Genomic DNA, 19,446 nt, shown 5'->3' on the forward strand with positions numbered 1-19,446 from the left:
GGACTTGAACGAAGAATCAATAGGGCCAGACTCACTGCTGTCGGCTTGTCGCGTGCGCCGGATCAGGGCAGGCACGGGGGCCTGCCCCTACGATTTGTCACAACGGGGATTCAGTCATTGTCCCCGCTGTAACGCTGGTCCTCCCCCTGCTGCTGGCGGGTGATCTCGGCCTGGCGACGCGCCTCCCACACTTCCTGGCGTTCGTCCATACGCTTCTCCCAGACACCACCCTTTTCCGGGATGGTGCGCAGGCCGAAGAACACCTGTTTCATCAGCCGGGTGCCGAACTGCATCAGGGAGATATCCTCTTTCTCCAGCACTTCGTAGAGCGACTCCTCCAGGTCGTAGGTGGCCTTGAAGTTGTCGCTCATGACAAAACGGCGGAAGCGCTCCATGTCGAATGAGCACATGAAGTACATCTGCAGGGTCGCCTCGGGCGGTTTGCCGACGCTGGGGCCGCCGGAGCGTTTCATCAGCATCAGCTGCTGCCACTCGCGATTCATCTCGTCGTACTGGGCGGTCTCCTGCTCGATCAGGTACTCCTGCACGGTCAGCTCGCGCTCCTCATCATGGCCCTTGCAGTGCTCCTCCTTCACCAGCACATAGTCGACATGCTCTTGCTTGGCGCCGGTATCGAGACGGATCATGTTACCCAGCGGGTAGTAGCGGCAGGCGGTGGGGCGGTCCTGGTAGACGCTGCAACCCCCGTCGGTCATGAACAGGCAGGCGCCCTCATTGGTGGTGCGCAACTTGACGCCGGGCAGGCCGTCCTGGTCCATCTGGAACGGGACGGTGTGTTCCTTGAGAAACTCGGTACTGCTTTTTCCGAGGTGCTGTTTCAGGCGGATAATGTCGTAGGGGGTCAGGGTGATGTCGGCGTTGCTGCAACAGGCGTTGAAGCAGGAGATCCCCTTGTGGCACTTGAACTTGAGGGTGGAGCCCAGATCCAGCATGCTGGGCACTACATTGCTTTGAAACGGGATGTCGAATTTTTCGCTCATGGGAGCCTCGGATTGCAGCGTGTAAATCAATAGGGACAAGAAATCCACTGGCGGATGCGGGCCGGTGCGTCCTGACTTCTCCGGTAATACTAAACCATTGGGTCGGTGTTCAGCTATTCGGGTAAAACCTGAGAACTCGTAGGTTGGGGTGAGCCTGCGACCCCAACAGAGTTTCATGGGTGTGCGCCATGTTGTTGGGGTTCGTGCCTTACCCCAACCTACGAATTACCTTGGCCTTCGCGGTATAAGTCCTTCCCTGGACGAATGGCACTTACTTAAGGCGAATTGCAGGATTTTCGTCATTTCGGCGCAGGCCGGAATCCAGGAATACCACCACCATTAAGCAATCTGGATCCCGGCCTGCGCCGGGATGACGGTGGTTCTTGGTTTAAGTAAGTGCCATTCCATCTCTGGACAAAAAAAGTCCGGGCGCCTTGCGACACCCGGACTTCCTTGCCATCAGGCTGTCAAATAAGGCTTATTTGAACAGCTTGGACTTGTCGACCAGATCGACATGGGCGCGCTTGAAGCAGGTCCAGGTCTTGGTCTCCTTGTCATAGATGGAGTTCACGAAGCACTTCCAGTTCTCCTCGTCCACGAAGTTCTTATCCATGCGGTAGTAGAAACCGGGATAACGGGACTCCTGGCGGAACTGAATGTGTTTCATGTGCGCTTCGGCAGTCAGGATGCGGTGGTAGTTCTCCCAGGCGCGAAGCAGTTCGTGCAGGTCTTTCGCACGCATCTTCAGGGAGTCTTCCTTCAGCATACCCAGCTTCTCTTCAGCGATCGCCAGCATGTGCTCGTTGGTGGTGTAGTAGGTGGCGACACCGGCAACGTACTCATCCATGATCTTCTGCAGACGGAACTGCAGCATACGCGGAGTGATGTAGTTGGGGTTGACGTCGATCGCGGTGGTGTAATCCTTGAACTCCAGGAAGTTACGTACCGGACGGTAGATCTCGGTCACCAGATCCTCGACGCTGGTCTCCAGCTCCGGGGTGTGGCCCTGGTTGTCCATGACGAACTGCACCATGGACTTGGCGCACATACGGCCCTCGGCGTGTGAACCGGAGGAGAACTTATGACCGGATGCGCCCACGCCGTCGGCGGCGGTGAACAGACCCTGTACGGTGGTCATGCCACGGTAGCCCCAGTTCCAGCCCTTCGGCAGGTGTGCAGGCACACCGTCCATGGTCTCGTCAGTCGGCGCGCCGACATCGGTAGGACCGGAGACCCAGATGCCGCAGCAGCCGGAGTGTGAACCCAGCAGGTACGGTTCGGTCGGCATCAGCTCGGAGTTTTTCTTCTCCGGCTCGACGTTTTCGCCGGCCCAGATACCGCACTGGCCGATACACATATCCAGGAAGTCTTCCCAGGCTTCTGCCTCGAGATGCTTGACCTCACGGGGGGTCAGGGTCTCACGCAGGTTGGCCAGAGCGGTGACGGTGTCCATCCAGATCGGACCGCGACCTTCACGCATCTCTTTGAGCATCAGGTGGTTACGCAGACAGGAAGCCGGTACAGCCGCCTGGCCGTAAGGAGGATAGTCGTCCAGCATCTCCTTGTTGCGGTCCATGTAGACTTCACCGAAGGCGTTGGTGGCCTTGGATTTGAACAGCAGGAACCAGGCACCGACCGGACCGTAACCGTCTTTGAAACGGGTCGGTACGAAGCGGTTTTCCATCAGGGTCAGCTCGGCGCCGGCCTCGGCCGCCATGGAGTAGGTGGAACCGGCATTCCATACGGGATACCAGGCACGACCCTGACCCTCGCCCACGGAACGGGGACGGAAGATGTTGACACAGCCACCGGCCACCAGCAGACAGGCCTTGAACTTGTAGACGAACAGCTTGTGGTCGCGGACCGAGAAACCGACGGCACCGGCAACGCGGTTCTTGTCGTTCTTGTCGTTGACCAGCTTGACGATGAACACGCGCTCCTGGATGTTTTCGATACCCAGGGCCTTCTTGGCGGCCTCGGCAACGATCCACTTGTAGGATTCGCCGTTGATCATGATCTGCCACTTGCCGGAACGGACCGGCTTGCCGCCGTCCTTCAGCGGGGTCATGCCCTTGGAACCGTCGAAACGCTCGCCGTTCTCGTCGGTCTTCCAGATCGGCAGGCCCCACTCCTCGAACAGGTGCACCGACTCGTCCACATGACGGCCCAGATCGTAGGTCAGGTCGTCACGGGTGATACCCATCAGGTCGTTGGAGACCATACGGGCATAGTCCGCCGGATCCTGCTCGGAACCGATGTAGGTGTTGATGGCGGACAGGCCCTGGGCCACGGCACCGGAACGGTCCATGGCGGCCTTGTCGACCAGTTTGACTTTGATATCCACGCCCTGTTTCTTGGCAGCGTCGACCCAGGGGCCGATCTCATAAGCTGCACCACAGGCGCCCATACCACCACCGATAATGAGGATGTCTACCTCTTCCTCGATGACTTCAGGATTTCCGAATTCACCAGCCATTTGAATTTCCTCTTTGTTCTAAAAACTTTGCAAATACAGTTCGGCTATGCCGCAGCTTACTTCTTGATCAGCTCGCTGGCATCGCCAACGCGGTAACCGTTGCACTGTACGAAGAAGCCGGACTCGGCGATCTTGGAAATATCGGCCTCTGGCTTGCCACCATAAGGATCGATAGAGCCTTCCGGGGTGGTACGGATGGGGAACTTGAAGCGCTTCATGGTGCCGTTGCGGAACTTGATGGTCCACATGATCGAGTCGGTACCACGCAGTGGCTGCACGGACGCGCCCAGCGGTACGATATCGGCATAGGGACGCGCTTCAATGGCCTGCTGCGGGCAGATCTTGATGCAGGAGTAACACTCCCAGCACTGGTCCGGCTCCTGGTTGAAGGACTTCATGGCATGACCGGTCAATGAGCCGTCCATGTCCAGTTTCATCAGGTTATGCGGGCAGATGTACATACAAGCGGTCTTGTCCTGACCCTTGCAGCCATCACACTTATCAGTACGCACAAATGTAGGCATGGTACTTATTCTCCTAGTTTCACTGCAGTGTTAAAATCACCACCTGACATCAGTGGCGTTTTCTCGAGTCGATACCCGGCTCGCGGGAAGATGCTCAATTCGGTATTTTTCTCTGGTTGATCCACGACCTGCAGGGTCCGTAAACCAGCGACTTGATCTCATGGGTGACCTGTCGGTCCAGCCATTCAGGACATAAACGCCACTTCGGCGTCAGTGCATTCCAGACATCAGGAGGGACAACATAAAGATTTGCTAATAAAAGTGCCAAACAATAGTTTTGGGCGGGGCATAAACCCTGTTTATTCGCAGGATAAGCATTTGATGATGGACCCGCCGCGGCACCTCGGTTATGGTGGGTCAAAGCCATTTAACACGCTGTCTACCATGAAAAATCTACCCCCCAAACATCAGCAGATCATTACCCTGCACGCCCCCTTTATCTGCCAGGTGGTGCAGCTGGCCCAGCAGCCCCACAACCGGGCCGCACTGGAGCAGCTGTTGCAGCAGGCCGAGGCGAGCGGTTGGCACACTTTGACCCGGGCGGTCAGACGAGTCATCGACGGTCACCGGGAGCTCGGCGCACTCGGCGGACTGGACGAAGAGGACCGGGTGATCGCCGAGGCGATCCTGCGCGGCCTGCAGGATCCCGCCACCCTGCCCGACCCCAGCGCCCGCCCGGAACCCGCCCTCGCCGCCCCCGGGCTGGCCGGGATGATCCAGGCCGCCGCCAGCGGCAATGTGGAGGCCCTGACCCTGATCTCCGAGATGGCCGAGCAGATGCGCCGCGCCGGCGGCCCGATGGCGCGGCTGGCCGCTGTGATCCGCCCGCTGATCAACGGCGAGCGCGATGCCGACAAACTGTGCAAGGGGATGAATGAGCAGACCCGCCAGTTGACCCTGGATATCCTCGGCGAACTGGGCCGGAACCAGTCCCATTGAACGCCATGACCCGGCCGCTGCTGCTGTGTGCCGCCGTCAGCGGATTTGTCACCGTGGCCCTGGGGGCGTTCGGCGCCCATGCCCTGGGCGACACCCTGTCGGGCCGGATGCTGACCGTCTGGCAGACCGCTGTGCAGTATCAGGGGCTGCACACGCTGGCGCTGCTGGCCATCGGCCTGCTCGCCCTGCACTGCCCCGACGCCCGTTGGATCCGCCGCAGCGGCTGGCTGATGCTGCTGGGCATCCTGCTGTTCTCCGGCAGCCTCTACCTGATGGCCCTGAGCGGCATCCGGGTGCTGGGCCTGGTCACCCCGTTTGGCGGGCTCTGCCTGCTGGCCGGCTGGGCCGCCCTGGCTTACGCCATCTACCGGCTGCCAGCGGAACGCGCGCCCTGAAAACCCACCCCTGCACCACAACTTTGGGATATGCTAAGCGCCATGACCACCCGACTGCTGATCATTGAGGATGACGCCTCCCTGAACCAGATGCTGCAGCTCCATTTCGAGGAGCAGGGCTTCCAGGTGGAGGGAACCGCGCGCTGCGCCGAGGGACTCGAGCGGATCAGGGCGGCCGCCTACGATCTCCTGTTGCTGGACCAGCAGCTGCCGGACGGCACCGGCATCGACCTGCTGCGCCAGATCGGCGAGGAGTCACTGAACCAGTGCGTGATCATGATGACCGGCCAGCACGACCTGGAACTGGCCATCGAGGCGATCAAGCTGGGGGCGGTCGATTTCATCCACAAGCCGATCAAGCTCGGCGAGCTGCGGCATGTGGTGGAGCGGGTGCTGGAGAACCAGCGCCTGGCGCGCGAGGTGAAGGCGCTGCAGTCCGAGCGCCCGGAACCGAAGAGCCACCAGGAGCTGATCGGCCGCGGCGAGGCGATGCTGCAGGTGAGCAAGGAGATCGCCCTCAGCGCCGGCAGCAACGCCACCGTGCTGATCACCGGCGAGTCCGGCACCGGCAAGGAGGTGGTGGCCCGGCTGATCCACAACCACTCCGGGGTGCCGGGTCCCTTTGTCGCCATCAACTGCGCCGCCATCGTCGACACCCTGCTGGAGAGCGAGCTGTTCGGCCACGAGAAGGGGGCCTTTACCGGCGCCAGCGAGCGCAAGCAGGGCAAGTTCGAGCTGGCCCAGGACGGCACCCTGTTTCTGGACGAGATCGGCGAACTGGCCCCCGCACTGCAGGCGAAACTGTTGCGGGTACTGCAGGAGCAGACCTTCGAGCGGGTCGGCGGCAGTCAGCTGCTGCGCACCAATGCCCGCATCATCGCCGCCACCCACCGGGACCTGTTTGCCGAGGTGGCGGCCCGGCGCTTCCGCGAGGATCTGGCCTACCGGCTGAAGGTGATCTCCATCCACCTGCCACCGTTGCGCGAGCGGCTGGAGGATATCCAGCTGCTGGCCGAGGCGCTGGTGGAACGGATCGCCCGCAAAATCCACAAACCGGCCGCCCAACTCACCGACGCCACCCTGGCGGCGCTCAAGGCCTACGACTGGCCGGGTAATGTACGGGAGCTGGAGAACCTGCTGACCCAGGCGCTGGTGCATGCCAGAACCGATGTCCTCACACCCGATCTGCTGCTATTCCCGCAGTCGCGCCAACCCGGCCCCCAGGCCACCGGCCCCGTCACCTCCGCCAACACCCCGGTGGAGCGGACCCTGGATCAGGTGGAGGCCGAGCATATCCAGCGCGTGCTGGAGCATACCGGGGGACACAAGGGCAACAGCTGCGAGATCCTCGGCATCTCCCGTCCCGCCCTGGACCGCAAGATCAAGAAGTACGACCTGATCCTTCCGTAAGGCTCCGCGCAAAAATAAATTCCTGTATTCGGCCGCCCCTGTGCCTGCCCGCTCCAGTCCAGCCCCGTCTCGTCCAGGGTGAATCGGGCAACCACGGGGGGTTGCCCCTACGGAAAACGCCCGGTAACCGGGCCGCATCAGATCGTTACGTATAACATTTCGTTACAACACTTCGTTACAAAATCCATATTGGATTTAGTATGTATTTATAATAAATTCAATTACTTACAAACCTGGCACGGCTCCTGCTTTACTCCTTGCAAACAACCACCCGACAGCACACGCAAGGAATCGAGTCATGAGTAATCTAGCCCTGGCACAGAATTGGAACACAGCACCTGCCGAGACCGGCCGCGACGACCGCCACTTCAACGAACTGGCCCGTCGCTACTCCCTGGACCTGCAGCGTTATGCCCACTGGCTGGCCGGTGACAAACATACCGCCGAGGACCTGGTCCAGGAGACCCTGCTGCGCGCCTGGAAGTCGCTCCATCACCTGCAGAATCCGCAGGCGGCCAAGGGCTGGCTGTTCACTATCCTGCGGCGCGAAAATGCCCGCCGCTTCGAACGCAAGCAGCTGCAGGAGTCGGATATCCCGCTGGAGACACTGGAGTCGAACGACAACTACTACGACACTTCCACCGAGGCCTTCGTACTGCGCCGGGCGATCGAGGAACTGCCGGCCGAGTATCGCGAACCCCTGGTGCATCAGGTCATAGGAGGCTATTCTCAGAAGGAGATCGCCGAGAAACTGGGCCTCAGCTCGGCGGGCGTCGGCACCCGGCTGTTCCGGGCACGCAATAAACTGAAACAAGCCCTGGTCGCCTGAATAGAATGAACCCCGTACAACATCTGCTCATCGTGGAAGACAACCGCTCACTGCGGCAGATGCTCACCTGGGAGTTTGAAGACCTGGGCTACCGGGTCACCGCCACCGACTGCTGCATGGCCGCGATCGCCGCCGCCGAGACGGGAGGGGTGGACCTGGGGCTGCTGGATTACAACCTGCCGGATGGTTGCGGGATGGAGCTGGTGGAGCGGCTGCGGGCGCTCAATCCAGCCATGCGCGTCATCCTCTGTAGCGGCTATGCCAATGCCCTGGAGTGCGACCAGTCGTGGTGCCACTTCGAACCCAAGCCGGTCAGCGCCCAGCGGCTGCACCGGCTGTTTCAGTCGGACGGCGTCTGGTCGGGTCGACTGCACGGCACCGCCGAAAGCGCCCAACACCAGTAAATCCCTTAGTTAAGGTGTCGGAGTCAAGCAGTGTATTGCGGGGTGGGGTATTTCCGGGCATGGAGATGGCTTGACTCCGACACCTGAGGGCACACGCGGACCGACCGCTTTGGAAACGCGGGAACAGCACGACCGCCCCTGTCCGAACCACGTATTCACACCGATGGACACAGAGAGGTCACCCTCCAGTCGGGCACAGGCATACCCCATCGTACGGCCAACCGTCTGTTCGAAAGCATCCCTATCCAGAATCCGTGTGTATCCGTGTCCATCCGTGGTTCTTCCTCCTCCACCGGGGACCGCCTCAGGCGAGCGCCTCGTCCAGCAGTTCGATCCAGTGCCGCACCGGCCGAATGGTACCGCTCTGCAGGTGCAGCTGACACCCCACGTTGGCCGAGACGATCAGCTCCGGATCCCCCGCCTGCAGCGCCGCCAGCTTGTTGTCCAGCAGTTGCCGCGAGAGCTCGGACTGCAGGATCGAATAGGTACCGGCGGAGCCGCAGCAGAGGTGGCTGTCGGCCACCGGGGTCAGCTCGAAACCGAGGCGGGTCAGGATCGCCTCCACCCGCCCGGCCAGCTGCTGGCCGTGCTGCAGCGAACAGGGGGAGTGATAGGCGACCCGCCGGCCGCGCCGGGGGATCGGCAGCTCCTCCAGCGGCTCCGCCTCCAGCACCTCGCACAGGTCCCGCGCCAGCTCGGAGACCCGTTGCGCCTTCCCGGCGTAGACCGGGTCGTGGCGCAGCAGCGCGCCGTACTCCTTGACCTGGGTGCCGCAACCGCTGGCGCTGATCAGGATCGCCTCAACCCCGGCCTCGATATGCGGCCACCAGGCGTCGATATTGCGCCGCATGAAGCCGGCCGCCTCGCGCTCCGCCGCCAGGTGCTGGCTGACCGCGCCGCAACAGCCCTGGGTGGCGGGGGCGATCAGGGAGATGCCGAGCCGGTCCAGCACCCGGGCCGCCGCCGCGTTGGTATTGGGTGTGGCCACGGACTGGGCGCACCCCTCCAGCACCAGCAGGGTTCGGGCGTGCCGCGTCGGGGGACGGGGCGACGGCGCGACCCGGGCCGGCAGCTTCCGGCGCAGTTTCGCCGGCAGCAGCGGCCGCAGCCGTTGCCCCAGCCCGAGCAGCAGGGCGAAGCGTTGCGGGTAGGGCAGCACTTGGCGCAGACCCCAGCGCACGGCGCCGGCGAACGCGGACCGCCCGACCTGCCGCTCCACCACGCCGCGGCCGATATCCAGCAGACGTCCATAACGCACCCCGGAGGGGCAGGTGGTCTCGCAGGAGCGACAGGTGAGACACCGATCCAGATGGAGCTGGGTCCGCTCGCTCACCGGCTCGCCTTCCAGCACCTGCTTGATCAGGTAGATGCGTCCCCGGGGACTGTCCAGCTCATCGCCGAGCAGCTGATAGGTGGGACAGGTGGCGGTGCAGAAACCGCAGTGCACACAGCTCCTGAGGATGGCATCCGCCTCCCGGCCGTGGGGCGTGTCGAGATAGCTTGACAGCAGGTTGGTCTGCATCAGAACTCCGGATAGAGCCGGCCCGGGTTGAAGATCCCCTGGGGATCGAAGGCCAGCTTTAACTGTTGATGCAGCTGCATCAGCGGTCCGGGTAACGGGTGGTTGACCGCTCCGTTTCGATCGCCGCCGCGAAACAGCTGGGCATGGCCGCCATGCTGAACGGCGACCGCGCGCAGCCGCTCGGCCAATTGTTCGGTCGGCTGCTCGCCCGGCTGCTCGATAATCAGCCAGCGCTGGGCGCCGCCCCAGTCGATAAACTGCCTGCCCGGTAGACCCAGGGGGGGCGAACCGGGGGAGATCGAAAGCCGCCAGAGCGGCCGCCCATTGTCGGGACCATTAGCGGAAGAGCTGTCGAAAAAGGGATGCTCCAGCTCGCGCACCCGCCGCCAGAAGCCCGACCCATCCGCCAGCACCTCACCACCCAGCCGGGTTTGTGCGGCCACCACACCCGGCTCGGAACCGGACAGCCGCAGATACAGTTGCAGCCCGTCATAGACCGCGCCGGTCAGCGGCAGCGGCGTCCCGGCCAGCCGGTTCATCCGTTCGATGGCCTGCTCTTCAGTACACGCCTGCACCAGGGTGCGCTCCGTCTCGGGCAGCGGCAGCACCTTCAGGCTGACATCCAGCAGCAGCCCGAGGCTGCCCATGGCCCCCACCATCAGCCGGGAGAGATCGTAGCCGGCCACATTCTTCATCACCTCGCCGCCGAAACGCAGCCGTTCGCCGCGACCGTTGATCAGGGTCACCCCGAGGACAAAGTCCCGTAGCGCGCCGGCATAGGGTCGGCGCGGCCCCGACAGACCGCAGGCGGCGCTGCCGCCGAGGGTGGCGGACGGCCCGAAATGGGGCGGCTCGAACGCCAACATCTGCCCCTCGGCGGCAAGCAGCGACTCCAGCTCGGCCAGCCGGGTGCCGGCACGGACCGTGATGACCAGCTCGCGCGGTTCGTAATTGATCACCCCCCGATGGGCGGTCAGATCCAGCCGCGTACCGGTGGCCCGGCGCCCGAAAAACTCCTTGCTGCCGGAACCGCACAGCTGCAGCGGCCGCCCGAGTCCGGCCGCCTCGGCCACGCTCTGACACAGGGTCTGACTGATGTCGTTGGCTGCGATTTCCATGCTATGCCCCGTGATCCCTGGCGTCCTGATCCCGAGCGTCCTGATCCCGCGCGCTGGGCGGGGTCAGGGTATCGCTGCCCAGCGCCTTGTACTCGGAACAGTGGCGCGGCTGGGGGACCGCCTTGCCGGGGTTGAGCAGGCCGTGGGGGTCGAAGGCCCGTTTTACCGCGTGGAACTGGGCCAGTTCGGCGGCGTTGAACTGCACGCACATCTGGTGGATCTTCTCATGCCCCACACCGTGTTCGCCGGTGATGGTGCCGCCGACCCGCACGCACAGTTCCAGGATCTCGGCACCGAGATCCTCGGCCCGCTTCAGTTCGCCCGGACGGTTGGCATCGTACAGGATCAGCGGATGCAGGTTGCCGTCGCCGGCGTGGAACACGTTGGCCACCGGCAGCTGGTAATGCGCCGACAAGCGGCTGGTCTCCAGCAGCACCTCGGCCAGACGCTTGCGCGGTACCGTGCCGTCCATGCAGTAGTAATCGGGCGAGATGCGTCCCACCGCCGGGAAGGCCGATTTGCGCCCCTTCCAGAACAGCGCCCGCTGCTCCTCATTCTCGGCCGTGCGCACCTCGGTGGCCCCGGAGTCGAGCAGCTGCTGGCGCACCCGGGCCAGGTGGGCCGAGACCTCCTCGTTGGCGCCGTCCAGCTCGCACAGCAGGATCGCCTCGGCATCCACCGGATAGCCGGCATGCACGAAGTCCTCGGCGGCGCGGATTGCCAGGCCGTCCATCATCTCCAGGCCGGCCGGGATGATGCCGGCGGCGATCACGTCCCCCACCGCGTTGGCCGCCTTGCTGACATCATCGAAGGCGGCCAGCAGCACCTGGGCGCGCTCGGGCGTCGGCAACAGTTTCACCAGCACCTCGACCACGATACCGAGCATCCCCTCGGAGCCGATCAGCAGCGCCGGCAGGTCGAAGCCCGGGGCGTCCAACGCCTCGGCCCCCAAGGTGACCAGCTCGCCCGCGGCGGTCACCAGCTTCAGTTGCAGCACATTGTGCACCGTGAGGCCGTACTTGAGGCAGTGCACCCCGCCGGAATTCTCCGCCACATTGCCGCCGATGGTGCAGGCGATCTGCGACGAGGGGTCGGGGGCATAATAGAGCTCCAGGCCTTCCACCGCCTGGGAGATGGCCAGGTTGCGCACCCCGGGCTGCACCCGGGCGGTGCGGTTGAGCGGGTCGATATGCAGGATCCGGTTGAGCCGGGCCAGACTCAGCAGCACCCCGTCGGCCAGCGGCAGGGCGCCGCCGGAGAGCCCGGTCGCCGCCCCCCGCGCCACCACCGGCACGCCGCGCTCGTGGCAGCACTGCATCACCCGCCGCACCTGTTCGGCATCGTCGGGCAGCACCACCAGCAGGGGCACTTGACGGTAGGCGGAGAGCCCGTCGCACTCGTAGGGGCGCAGCGCCTCCCGCTCATGCAGGATCCGCTGCGCCGGCAGGATCTGCCGCAGCGCCTTGATCAGGCCCGGCTTGTCGACGCTTGGGTCGACGCTTGGGTTGACTCTGGGGGTATGGTCCATGGGGGTCACTACTTTCGCCAGTAGGCTGGTGACAACAGCACCAGCAGGGTGAAGATCTCCAGTCGCCCTAACAGCATAGCAAAGCAGAGGATCCATTTGGCCGGATCGTTGAGTCCGGTGTAGCTGGTCCCCACCGCGGCCAGTCCCGGGCCCAGGTTGTTGATCGAGGCGGCGACCGCCGAGAAGGCGGTCATCAGGTCCAGACCGGTGAGCGCCAGCGCCAGGTACATGAGGGTGAAGCTGGCCACGTAGAGGGCGAAGAAGCCCCACACCGCCTCCACCACCCGCGGGGTGATGGTCTTGGCGCCGACCCGGATCGGGATCTGGGCACTGGGATGGACCAGCCGGGTGATCTCGCGCAGCCCCTGCTTGATCAGCAGCAGGAAGCGGATCACCTTGATGCCGCCGCCGGTGGAGCCGGCGCAGCCGCCGATGAAGCTGGTGAACAGCAGCACGATGGCGATGAATCCGGGCCAGAGCGAGTAGTCGGCGGTGGTGAAGCCGGCGGTGGTGCCGATGGAGACCGCCTGAAACAGCCCCTTAGTGAAGGCCTCGCCCCAGTCCGGATAGGTGCCGGTGCTGTACAGGGCCACCACCACCACCAGGGCCACGAACAGCAGTACCTGCAAATAGAAGCGGAACTCGCTGTCCAGCAGGTAGATACGCGGATTGCGCCGGCTGACGGCGATGAAGTGGAGGGCAAAGTTGGCCCCGGAAAGCAGCATGAACAGCACCGCCACCATCTCGATCAGGGTGCTGTCGAAATAGCCTATGCTGGCGTCGTGGGTGGAGAAGCCGCCGATGGCGATGGTGGAGAAGGCGTGACCGATGGCATCGAACAGGCTCATGCCCGCGGCCCAGTAGGCCAGGGTGCAGGCGAGGGTCAGCCCGAGGTAGATGTACCAGAGCGCCTTGGCGGTCTCGGTGATGCGCGGCGTCAGCTTGGTATCCTTCATCGGCCCCGGGGTCTCTGCGCGATACAGCTGCATACCGCCGATGCCGAGCATCGGCAGTACCGCCACCGCCAGCACGACGATGCCCATGCCGCCCAGCCACTGCAGCTGCTGCCGGTAATAGAGGATCGACGGTGGCAGCTCGTCGAGGCCGATGATCACCGTGGATCCGGTGGTGGTGAGACCGGAGATCGATTCGAATACAGCGTCGGTGAGGGACATCTGGGGATCGACCGTGAGGGTGAAGGGGAGCGAACCGGCGATGCCGAGCACGCTCCAGAACAGCACCACCACCATGAACCCGTCGCGCAGCCGCAACTCGCGCTTCTGGTCCGGTACCGTGACCCAGGAGACGGCGCCGACCATGAGAATGATGATGAAGGCGATAAGAAACGAGGTGTAGGCGCCGTCGCCGTACCAGAGCGACACCAGCAGCGGCGGCAGCATGGTGGCGCTGAACACCATCAGCAGGATCCCGAGAATGCGTTGAATGGCGCTGAACTGCATGGCGTTCAGTCACCCCGCCGGCCGGCGCCGCCGCCGGTGGCCTGCGAATCGTCCCGAGCCCGCCCCTTCATAGGAATGTGATACCCACCTGGAACAGCCGCTCGACCTCAGGGATCTGGCGTTTGTCCACCAGGAACAGGATGACGTGATCCTCGGACTCGATCACCGTGTCGTGGTGGGCGATCAGCACCTCCTCGCCGCGCACCACGGCGCCGATGTTGGTGCCGCGCGGCAGCTTGATCTCCTCGATCGCCCGGCCCACCACCTTGGAGGAGCTGGGATCGCCGTGAGCTACCGCCTCGATCGCCTCGGCCGCGCCGCGCCGCAACGAGTGCACCATCACCACATCGCCGCGCCGCACATGGGTCAGCAGGCTGCCGATGGTGGCCTGCTGGGGCGAGATGGCGATATCGATCGGTCCGCTCTGCACCATGTCCACGTAGGCGGCGCGGTTGATCAGCGCCATCACCTTGCGCGCCCCCAGCCGTTTGGCCAGCATGGCGGAGAGGATGTTGGCCTCGTCGTCGTTGGTGACGGCGCAGAACACGTCGGTGCCCTCGATATTCTCCTCCAGGAGCAGATCCTCGTCGGCCACGTCGCCATGCAGCACGATGGTCTTGGGCAGCTCCTCGGCCACCTTCTGGGCGCGCCGCCGGTCGCGTTCGATCAGCTTGACCTGGTAGTCGCGCTCCAGGGCGTGGGCCAGGCGCATGCCGATATTGCCGCCGCCGGCGAATATCAGGCGCTTGAACGGCTTGTCCAGGCGCCGCAGCTCGCTCATCACCGCGCGGATGTTCTCCTTGGCGGCGACGAAGAAGACCTCGTCATCGGCCTCGATGACGGTGTCCCCCTCCGGCTGGATCGCCCGCCCCTGGCGGTAGATGGCGGCCACCCGCGCCTCGATATTGGGCATGTGGTCATACAGGGTGCGCAGCTCGTGGCCCACCAGCGGGCCGCCGTAATAGGCGCGCACCGCCACCAGGCGCACCCGGCCGCCGGCGAAGTCCAGTACCTGCAGGGCGCCGGGGTTCTCGATCAGCCGCATGATGTAGTCGGTGACCAGCTGCTCGGGGCTGATCAGCACGTCGATCGGCATCGCCTCGGGAGAGAACAGCTGGGGGTATTTGGTATAACCGAGGGCGCGTACCCGGGCGATCTTGGTGGGGGTGCGGAACAGGCTGTAGGCCACCTGGCAGGCGACCATGTTGGTCTCGTCGCTGTTGGTCACGGCGAGGATCAGGTCGGCATCCTCAGCGCCGGCGCGCATCAGCACCTCCGGGTGCGCCGCGTGCCCCTGCACGGTCCCCAGGTCGAGCCGGTCCTGCAGCTCCCGGAGCAGCTCGGGGTTCTGGTCGACCACCGTGATGTCGTTGGCCTCGGAGGCCAGGTTGTTGGCCACCGAAGTCCCCACCTGCCCGGCGCCTAGGATGATTATTTTCATTGTTTCTGTTCTGATTCTGTCCGGGTTGAGTCGATTCGCCGCCGCGGCCAGTCTGCACACTGTCCGGTACAAAGCGGCGAGCTTAGGCCATTTCCTGAAAAAATTATACCCTTGTGCGGCGCATACGGGCGCGCTGCGGCGTTACTCCTCGCTGGTGTGGGCCAGCCACACCACGCTCGTCGCGCCTTGCATCGCATCCCGTCTGCATCCACACGTCAGGCACAATTTTTCCCTGCAATGGCCTTATTACCGTTTCTCCTTCACATCAATGCCCAGTGACTTCAGCTTCCGGTAGAGGTGGGTGCGTTCCATGCCCGACGCCTGGGCGATCTGGCTCACATTGCCGGCGTGTTTCTCCAGCTGATACTCCAGGTAGGCCTTCTCAAACGCCTCCCGCGCCTGGCGCAGCGGCTGGTCGAATGAGACCGGGAAGCGGGCCCCGCTCTCCAGCGCCAGGCCGACACTGCCCAACGCCGCCTCCACCTCATCCTGGGTGATCTCGTCACCGGCACCGAGTATCAGCAGGCGCTGTACCAGGTTCTTCAGTTCACGGATATTGCCGTGCCAGCTGTGATTGCGCAGGAAGTTCTGCGCGCGCACGTCGAAGCGGCGGTACGGCAACTTCTCGTGGGCCACGTAGCTGTCCACGTAGTAGGCGAGCAGCTCCGGCACATCCTCGCGGTGCTCGCGCAGCGGCGGGATGTGCAGCGGCACCACGTTGAGGTGGTAGAACAGGTCCTCGCGGAAGCGGCCGGCCTGCACCTCGTCCTGCAGGTTCTTCTGCGTGGCGGCGACGATGCGCACGTCGATCTGCACCGGTTCGGAACCGCCGACGCGGAGAAAGGCGCCGCCGTCCAGCGCCCCCAGCAGCTGGGTCTGGGCCTCGATATCCATGTCCGCCACCTCGTCCAGGAACAGGGTACCGCCGCGCGCCTGCTCCAGCGCCCCGTAATGGATCTGCCCGCCCTGTTCGCTGCCGAACAGTTCGCGCGCGGAGTTGCCGCGGGCGATGGAGGAGACGCCGACATCGATGAACGGCCGATCGCGGCGCACGCTCTGCGAGTGCAGATAACGGGCGAAGGTCTCGCGGCCGGAGCCGGGCTCGCCGCTGATCAGCACCCAGGTGTCGTGCTGGGCGATCCGCTTCACCTGTTCCCGCAGCCGCTGGATCACCGCGCTGCGTCCGGTGGGTTCCACCACATGCTGGGTGTGGCGGCGCAGCCCGATGTTCTCCTGCTGCAGCTTGTCCACCTCCAGTGCCCGCTCCACGGTGAGCAGCAGTTTGGCCAGCGAGAGCGGTTTTTCCAGGAAATCGTAGGCGCCCAGGCGGGTCGCCTCCACCGCCGTCTCCACCGTGCCGTGACCGGACATCATGATCACCGGACAGGGCAGGCCGTCGTCCCCGTCCGACCACTCCTTGAGCAGCGAGATGCCGTCCACGTCCGGCATCCAGATATCCAGCAGCACCAGGTCGGGGCGCCGGTCGCGCAGTGCCTTGCGCGCGCTGGCGCCGTCCTCGGCCATCACCACGTCGTAGGCCTCGTCCTCGAGGATCTCCTTGACCAGGCTGCGGATATCCGGTTCGTCATCCACCACCAGGATATGGGGTGCGGTGCTCATGGGGTTCTACTCCTCGCATTGGGTCCGGCAGACCGCTCGATACGGTCTGCATGGTGCGGCTCCGCGCCGATGGTGGGCAGCCTCAGGATCACGCTGGCGCCCCCCTGCGGGCGGTTTTCGGCCCAGATGGTACCAGCATGCTCCTCGGCGATCTTCTTAACCACCGCCAGGCCCAGCCCGGTCCCCCTGACCTTGGTGGTGACATAGGGTTCAAACAGGTGGGCCAGGATCTCGGCATCGAAACCGGGGCCGTTGTCCACCACTTCCAGCTGGACAAAGCCACAATCATTGACCATTTTCAACGCTGTGCTGACCTCGATCCGCGGATTTTTTTCCCCGCTGACCGCCTCCTGGGCATTTTTGACCAGGTTGTGCACCACCTGGCGCAGCCGCACCGGGTCCGCCTCGACCCGGGTCTCGCCCGCCCCCAGGTGGATAACCAGGCCGGAGCTCAGGCCGGCGCTGCGGTACAGGTCCAGCACCTCCTGGACCAGGCCGTCCAGGTGTACCGGCTGCGGATCGATGCGCGAGGGCCGGGCATAGTCGGAGAAGGCGTTGACCATCTCCTTCATCGCCTCGACCTGGGAGACGATGGTGTGGGTGGCCCGGTCCAGCACATCGGCATCCTTGCCGTGCATCTTGTTCAGGTATTTGTGCCGCAACCGCTCCGCCGAGAGCTGAATTGGCGTCAGCGGGTTCTTGATCTCGTGGGCCAGACGCCGTGCCACCTCGCCCCAGGCGGCATCGCGCTGCGCCTTGAGCAGGTTGGTGATGTCGTCGAACACCAGGCCATAGCCCATCGACTCGTCGTCCGGCTGGGCCAGTGGGGTGCCCCGGCACAGCAGCACCTGGCGCCCTTCACCGCCGATCAGGGTGATCTGGCCGCGCCAGTCGCGCTGCTCCTGCTCCACCGGCCCGCGCACCGCCTCGATGAACTGGCGCAGGCGCGGCGACACCTCGGCCAGAGCGTCGGCATCCTCGCCCAGCATCCGCGACAGATCCACTTTCAGGATCTCCCCCGCCGCCTGGTTGGCGGTGCGCAGATGACCGGCCGCATCGAGCGACATCACCCCCGAGGAGAGGCGACCCAGCACCGTCTCCAGGTAGGTGCGCTGCGCCTCCACCTGGCGCTGGGTGCGCGCCGTCTCGTCGCGGGAGTGGGCGATGCGCCGCGACATCGAGTTGAACGAGTCCACCAGGAAACCGAGCTCGTCGCGCGCCTTCGGCAACGGCAGCTGCAGGCCGTAGTTGCCCTCCGCCACCTCGCGGGTACCCTCGGCAATACCGGCCACCGGTCTGACCAGCCGCCGGGCGGTGAAGAAGGCGGCCCAGATCGCCGCCAGCAGGCTGAACAGCAGCACCATCACCAGCGACAGGGTGAAGGTGCTCTTCAGGCTCTTGCGCAGGAACGCCAGCTCTTTGTAGCGGCTGTAGCTCCCCTCCACCTTGACGGTAAGATCGGCGATGGAACGGGAGATGGGAAAACGCGCCAGCAGCAGGCGGCTGCGGATCTGGTCCGCCACCACGGCACGCACCTCCAGTTGCCCCTCCACGTTCGGGTTCGGCTCCACCCCGACATAGTCCTCGCCGGAGCGGATCTGCTGCAGCATCGCCCCATCCAACCGGCTGGTGAGCAGGATACTGGGATCGGCGTTGACGCTGGCGATCGACCTGCCGTTGGCATCCATCAACACCAGCTCGCTGGCGCCGAACTGCTCGCGCAGATCCTCCAGGCTGAGGCTGAGACCGGCCACCGAGGAGCCGGACAGCTCTTCCAGCAGCAGTTGGGCCACCTTCAGGCGCTCCAGTTTGTGCAGATCCAGGGAGGCCCGGCCCAGGCTGAGGGCATCCTCCATGGACTGGTCGATATGCACATCAAACCAGCTGTCGATACCCTTAAGCAGAAACTGCTGGGAGTAGTAATAGACCACCGTCACCGGAGCCAGCGACAGCGCCACGAACACCACCACCAGGCGCAGCGCCAGCCGCGAGCCGGCCGCCTGGCGGCGATAGCGGGTGATCAGCCGGACGATATTGAAGCTGACCACGATCACCATGGCGAACAGGCCGAGCACGCTGGTCACCAGCAGCGGGATGAACAGCCGGCTCAGCTCCTCGGTGTTCTGCAGGGCGCCGCTCATCAGGTGCAGCGAGACCAGCACCACCGCCAGCAGCAAGACCACCGGCAGCGCCCCACTGGTCAGTCGTTTCAGGGCTGCAGGCGCCATAGGCTCCACTCACTGGACAGATTCCATGCCGGGCTCAGGTAGGCCAGGGGACGCAGCGGCAGGGGCAGCGCCTCGATGTCCAGGCTGGACCTGAGGGACAGCCGGTAGGTCTCGCCCCGCTGCAGTTTCTCCACCCGTATCAGCTGCACATCCCGGACCCGGCCCAGGGCGGTGAAGGCCGCCTCGCGGGTGGCGAAGTACTGCTGGGTGCCGCTGGCGAGATCGGTCACCTGATAGAGGCCGTGCAACGCCTGGTACAGGATCCGGTAGCGTAGCCGGGCGTCCACCAGATCCGCCTCCCAGATCCAGGCGCCCTCGCGGCGCAGCTGGATATGCACCTCCAGGGTCAGCGGCACCCCGCTCTCCAGCGCCTCCAGCGCCTCGTCGCTGAACCGGTAACGGATGCTGGCCTCCATCAGATAGGCCCCTTCCACCTCACGCGCCGTCAGCCCCTCCACCTCGAACGCCTCGGCCAGCGCCGGCAGACTGAGGGTCAGGGCGGCACACAGCAGGAGCAGCCTGATGGCGGTCTGCACGGGTCCGGCTTGTGA

16 protein-coding genes are annotated in these 19,446 nt (G+C 64.4%); 5 read left to right on the plus strand and 11 right to left on the minus strand.

Annotated features, from left to right (window positions below):
• Positions 1-110: 110 nt before the first annotated feature.
• From O9K64_RS13520 to aprB, 3 genes are all read right to left on the minus strand, one after another.
• Positions 111-1,001: a YkgJ family cysteine cluster protein gene (locus tag O9K64_RS13520; protein ID WP_275098610.1), complete on the minus strand. Its 891-nt coding sequence runs from the start codon at positions 999-1,001 to the stop codon at positions 111-113.
• Between the two features lie 478 nt (positions 1,002-1,479).
• Positions 1,480-3,477, minus strand: coding sequence for an adenylyl-sulfate reductase subunit alpha (gene aprA / locus O9K64_RS13525; protein WP_275098611.1), 1,998 nt, complete (start codon positions 3,475-3,477; stop codon positions 1,480-1,482).
• 56 nt (positions 3,478-3,533) lie between these two features.
• Positions 3,534-4,001 carry an adenylyl-sulfate reductase subunit beta gene (aprB, locus tag O9K64_RS13530; RefSeq protein WP_275098612.1) on the minus strand — a complete coding sequence of 156 codons (468 nt, stop codon included), beginning with the start codon at positions 3,999-4,001 and terminating at the stop codon, positions 3,534-3,536.
• Between the two features lie 384 nt (positions 4,002-4,385).
• On the opposite strand from aprB, the gene O9K64_RS13535 reads away from it, so the two are divergent.
• The 5 genes from O9K64_RS13535 (at position 4,386) to O9K64_RS13555 (ending at position 7,978) form a co-directional block, all read left to right on the plus strand.
• On the plus strand, positions 4,386-4,940 hold the full coding sequence (locus O9K64_RS13535) for a hypothetical protein (RefSeq protein WP_275098613.1): 555 nt from the start codon (positions 4,386-4,388) through the stop codon (positions 4,938-4,940).
• Positions 4,941-4,945: 5 nt separating this feature from the next.
• Positions 4,946-5,335 carry a DUF423 domain-containing protein gene (locus O9K64_RS13540; protein WP_275098654.1) on the plus strand — a complete coding sequence of 130 codons (390 nt, stop codon included), beginning with the start codon at positions 4,946-4,948 and terminating at the stop codon, positions 5,333-5,335.
• A gap of 42 nt (positions 5,336-5,377) precedes the next feature.
• A complete protein-coding gene (locus tag O9K64_RS13545; RefSeq protein ID WP_275098614.1) occupies positions 5,378-6,745 on the plus strand; it encodes a sigma-54-dependent transcriptional regulator in 1,368 nt (455 codons plus the stop codon).
• 298 nt (positions 6,746-7,043) lie between these two features.
• A complete protein-coding gene (locus tag O9K64_RS13550) occupies positions 7,044-7,574 on the plus strand; it encodes a sigma-70 family RNA polymerase sigma factor (RefSeq protein ID WP_275098615.1) in 531 nt (176 codons plus the stop codon).
• Between the two features lie 5 nt (positions 7,575-7,579).
• Positions 7,580-7,978, plus strand: coding sequence for a response regulator (locus O9K64_RS13555; protein ID WP_275098616.1), 399 nt, complete (start codon positions 7,580-7,582; stop codon positions 7,976-7,978).
• Between the two features lie 304 nt (positions 7,979-8,282).
• On the opposite strand, the gene glcF is transcribed toward O9K64_RS13555, so the two are convergent.
• The 8 genes from glcF to O9K64_RS13595 form a co-directional block, all read right to left on the minus strand.
• Positions 8,283-9,500 carry a glycolate oxidase subunit GlcF gene (gene glcF, locus O9K64_RS13560; RefSeq protein ID WP_275098617.1) on the minus strand — a complete coding sequence of 406 codons (1,218 nt, stop codon included), beginning with the start codon at positions 9,498-9,500 and terminating at the stop codon, positions 8,283-8,285.
• A complete protein-coding gene (gene glcE, locus O9K64_RS13565; protein ID WP_275098618.1) occupies positions 9,500-10,618 on the minus strand; it encodes a glycolate oxidase subunit GlcE in 1,119 nt (372 codons plus the stop codon). Before glcE ends, glcF begins: the two co-directional genes overlap by 1 nt.
• A gap of 1 nt (position 10,619) precedes the next feature.
• Complete coding sequence (locus O9K64_RS13570) at positions 10,620-12,146, minus strand: FAD-linked oxidase C-terminal domain-containing protein (protein ID WP_275098619.1); 1,527 nt, start codon at positions 12,144-12,146, stop codon at positions 10,620-10,622.
• Positions 12,147-12,154: 8 nt separating this feature from the next.
• Positions 12,155-13,606, minus strand: coding sequence for a TrkH family potassium uptake protein (locus O9K64_RS13575; protein ID WP_275098620.1), 1,452 nt, complete (start codon positions 13,604-13,606; stop codon positions 12,155-12,157).
• A gap of 67 nt (positions 13,607-13,673) precedes the next feature.
• Positions 13,674-15,047 (minus strand): Trk system potassium transporter TrkA, encoded by a 1,374-nt coding sequence (gene trkA / locus O9K64_RS13580; protein ID WP_275098621.1) that lies wholly within the window; start codon positions 15,045-15,047, stop codon positions 13,674-13,676.
• A gap of 246 nt (positions 15,048-15,293) precedes the next feature.
• Positions 15,294-16,667: a sigma-54-dependent transcriptional regulator gene (locus O9K64_RS13585; protein WP_275098622.1), complete on the minus strand. Its 1,374-nt coding sequence runs from the start codon at positions 16,665-16,667 to the stop codon at positions 15,294-15,296.
• Positions 16,664-18,895: a sensor histidine kinase gene (locus tag O9K64_RS13590; RefSeq protein WP_275098623.1), complete on the minus strand. Its 2,232-nt coding sequence runs from the start codon at positions 18,893-18,895 to the stop codon at positions 16,664-16,666. The genes O9K64_RS13585 and O9K64_RS13590 overlap by 4 nt, the downstream gene beginning before the upstream one ends.
• The gene (locus O9K64_RS13595; RefSeq protein WP_275098624.1) at positions 18,877-19,431 is read right to left on the minus strand and encodes a DUF4390 domain-containing protein; all 555 of its coding nucleotides are present in this window, start codon (positions 19,429-19,431) and stop codon (positions 18,877-18,879) included. The genes O9K64_RS13590 and O9K64_RS13595 overlap by 19 nt, the downstream gene beginning before the upstream one ends.
• Positions 19,432-19,446: the final 15 nt, after the last annotated feature.

The sequence above is a fragment of the Sedimenticola hydrogenitrophicus genome, from assembly GCF_029017505.1.
GTDB classification, from domain to species: domain Bacteria; phylum Pseudomonadota; class Gammaproteobacteria; order Chromatiales; family Chromatiaceae; genus Sedimenticola; species Sedimenticola hydrogenitrophicus_A.

Bases quoted from the DNA above. Each gene is read 5' to 3' on its own strand.
- O9K64_RS13520 (WP_275098610.1), bottom strand. From the start codon at position 1,001: ATGAGCGAAAAATTCGACATCCCGTTTCAAAGCAATGTAGTGCCCAGC.
- aprA (WP_275098611.1), bottom strand. From the start codon at position 3,477: ATGGCTGGTGAATTCGGAAATCCTGAAGTCATCGAGGAAGAGGTAGAC.
- aprB (WP_275098612.1), bottom strand. From the start codon at position 4,001: ATGCCTACATTTGTGCGTACTGATAAGTGTGATGGCTGCAAGGGTCAG.
- O9K64_RS13535 (WP_275098613.1), top strand. From the start codon at position 4,386: ATGAAAAATCTACCCCCCAAACATCAGCAGATCATTACCCTGCACGCC.
- O9K64_RS13540 (WP_275098654.1), top strand. From the start codon at position 4,946: ATGACCCGGCCGCTGCTGCTGTGTGCCGCCGTCAGCGGATTTGTCACC.
- O9K64_RS13545 (WP_275098614.1), top strand. From the start codon at position 5,378: ATGACCACCCGACTGCTGATCATTGAGGATGACGCCTCCCTGAACCAG.
- O9K64_RS13550 (WP_275098615.1), top strand. From the start codon at position 7,044: ATGAGTAATCTAGCCCTGGCACAGAATTGGAACACAGCACCTGCCGAG.
- O9K64_RS13555 (WP_275098616.1), top strand. From the start codon at position 7,580: ATGAACCCCGTACAACATCTGCTCATCGTGGAAGACAACCGCTCACTG.
- glcF (WP_275098617.1), bottom strand. From the start codon at position 9,500: ATGCAGACCAACCTGCTGTCAAGCTATCTCGACACGCCCCACGGCCGG.
- glcE (WP_275098618.1), bottom strand. From the start codon at position 10,618: ATGGAAATCGCAGCCAACGACATCAGTCAGACCCTGTGTCAGAGCGTG.
- O9K64_RS13570 (WP_275098619.1), bottom strand. From the start codon at position 12,146: ATGGACCATACCCCCAGAGTCAACCCAAGCGTCGACCCAAGCGTCGAC.
- O9K64_RS13575 (WP_275098620.1), bottom strand. From the start codon at position 13,606: ATGCAGTTCAGCGCCATTCAACGCATTCTCGGGATCCTGCTGATGGTG.
- trkA (WP_275098621.1), bottom strand. From the start codon at position 15,047: ATGAAAATAATCATCCTAGGCGCCGGGCAGGTGGGGACTTCGGTGGCC.
- O9K64_RS13585 (WP_275098622.1), bottom strand. From the start codon at position 16,667: ATGAGCACCGCACCCCATATCCTGGTGGTGGATGACGAACCGGATATC.
- O9K64_RS13590 (WP_275098623.1), bottom strand. From the start codon at position 18,895: ATGGCGCCTGCAGCCCTGAAACGACTGACCAGTGGGGCGCTGCCGGTG.